The organism is Massilia sp. DJPM01 (assembly GCF_030348125.1).
In the GTDB taxonomy this organism is placed as follows: Bacteria; Pseudomonadota; Gammaproteobacteria; order Burkholderiales; family Burkholderiaceae_D; genus Telluria_A; species Telluria_A frigida.
Map to the genome: position 1 here is coordinate 1 of NZ_JAQOZV010000154.1, position 1,867 is coordinate 1,867.

A 1,867-nucleotide genomic window follows, 5' to 3' on the forward strand; every position below is an offset into this window, starting at 1 on the left:
ATCCAGATCAATTTCATGCTGGACTTTGGCGCCGCTGGCAAACTGAACCGGGTTCCCAGCCGCCTCTCCGCATTTCAACGGTGCAGGACTTTCCGGCCTTTGTTTGCGGCAGACGCCCTGCCCATAAGTCTGATATCCCGGTTCACACCGCAGGATGGTCTCCCCAAGCCAGGAAACCGAGCCCTTTGAGGTGGGCCACTTATACGCGCATTCAAAATAGTCGCGGCGACCATTGACAGGCCGCATCGCGACAATCGCTTGTCGCGCGTGATGCATTGCCCCTTTTTGACAGGCAGTAACCGGGTCGGCCGCATAACGATCTGGATTAAGCATCCCGGTGTAATACCACCAGCCGAGCGTTCCCTCTGGAAGACCGCCCTCCGCGCGTGCACTGCCGGGCACCAGGGGCAGCAGTATCAGGGCGGAACGCATGAAACGACTGTGTGACGAAAACAGGCTGGCGTTGGGCATCGGCATTGGTTTTCCATCCTTTGCGGTGAAATGCTGACGAAAATTGCCATCCGGAAAGCCAAGCGTCACGATCATGAAGTCCAGGATATTGCGTTGCGACAAATCTCCACATCGCTGCTTCCTGCCTGCAGCTTATTGCACCGGATACTCCGCGCTCACGGTCAGTCATCAGCTTGTCATTTCCACCACCTAGAATTCCGCGTTTGATCTAGGGAGACTCAGCAATGGCAATGAAACGGAACCTGGCAGTGATGTGCGCGGCAAGCATGGCGCTGGCCGCGTGCGGCGGCGACGATCCGGTCGTCCTCAACACCCTCGACGGCAAGGCGCCGCTGGTGGTCGCGCACCGCGGCGCCGGCGGCTACCTGCCGGAAGAAACCGTGGAAGCCTACGCCATGGCCATCGAGCAAGGCGCCGACGCCATCGAACCCGACGTGGTCTCGACCAAGGACGGCATCCTGATCGCCCGCCACGACCCCAACCTGGTCTACAGCACCGATGTCGCCTCGCACCCGGAGTTCGCCAGCCGCAAGCGCAAGCTGCGTGTCGATGGCGTGGAAGAGGAAGGCTGGTTCGCCGGCGACTTTACCCTGGCCGAAATCAAGACCCTGGGCGGCATCTCCACCGACGCCGAACGGCCGCAGCAATTCAATGGCCGCTACAAGATCGCGACGATCCAGGAAATCATCGACATGATCAAGAAGAGCGGCCGCAACATCATCCTGTACCCCGAAACCAAGAACCCGACCTTCCACCGGCAAAACGGCCTGCCGCTGGAAGACAAGCTGCTGGCCCTGCTCAGCGCCGCCGGCTGGAACAGCGCCAGCGCACCGGTATTCATCCAGTCGTTCGAGCCGGGCAGCCTGAAATACATGCGCGGCAAGGGCTCGACCGTACGCATGGTGCAATTGATCGATGCCGACGATGTCGACCTGAAAACCGGTGCCCTCACCTACGCCGCGCCCTTCGACCGCCCGTACGACTGGGCACTGGCCGGCGACAAGCGCCTGTTCAGCGCCATGGTCACGCCGGCCGGGCTGGCCGAGATCAAGACCTACGCCGACGCCATCGGCCCGTGGAAGCGCTATATCGTCAGCACCAAAGGCAGCACTGGCGCCGACGGCAAGCTGGTCGACGCCAACAAGGATGGCAAGCTCAACGAGGCAGATACCACCACCACCGCGCCTACCACCCTGGTGGCCGACGCCCACAAGGCTGGCCTGCTGGTCCATCCTTACACCTTCCGCAACGAAAAACGCCGCCTGCCGCTCGACTACAAGGGCGATCCCAAGCTCGAATACAAGCAGTTCTACGCGCTCGGCGTGGACGGCGTGTTCTCCGACTTCGCCGATACGGCGCTGGCCGCGCGTGCCGATTATCTCAAGGAGATCGGCTA

The 1,867-nt window shown here is 61.5% G+C and carries 2 protein-coding genes; one reads left to right on the forward strand and one right to left on the reverse strand.

The features are described 5' to 3' along the window. Window positions 1-573 (reverse strand): hypothetical protein (locus PO883_RS34280; protein WP_289313774.1); only part of this gene is annotated, 573 nt, incomplete at its 3' end. Between the two features lie 122 nt (window positions 574-695). Here PO883_RS34280 and PO883_RS34285 point away from each other — a divergent pair. Further along, window positions 696-1,867: glycerophosphodiester phosphodiesterase (locus PO883_RS34285; protein WP_289313775.1), on the forward strand; the 1,172-nt coding region annotated here is incomplete at its 3' end.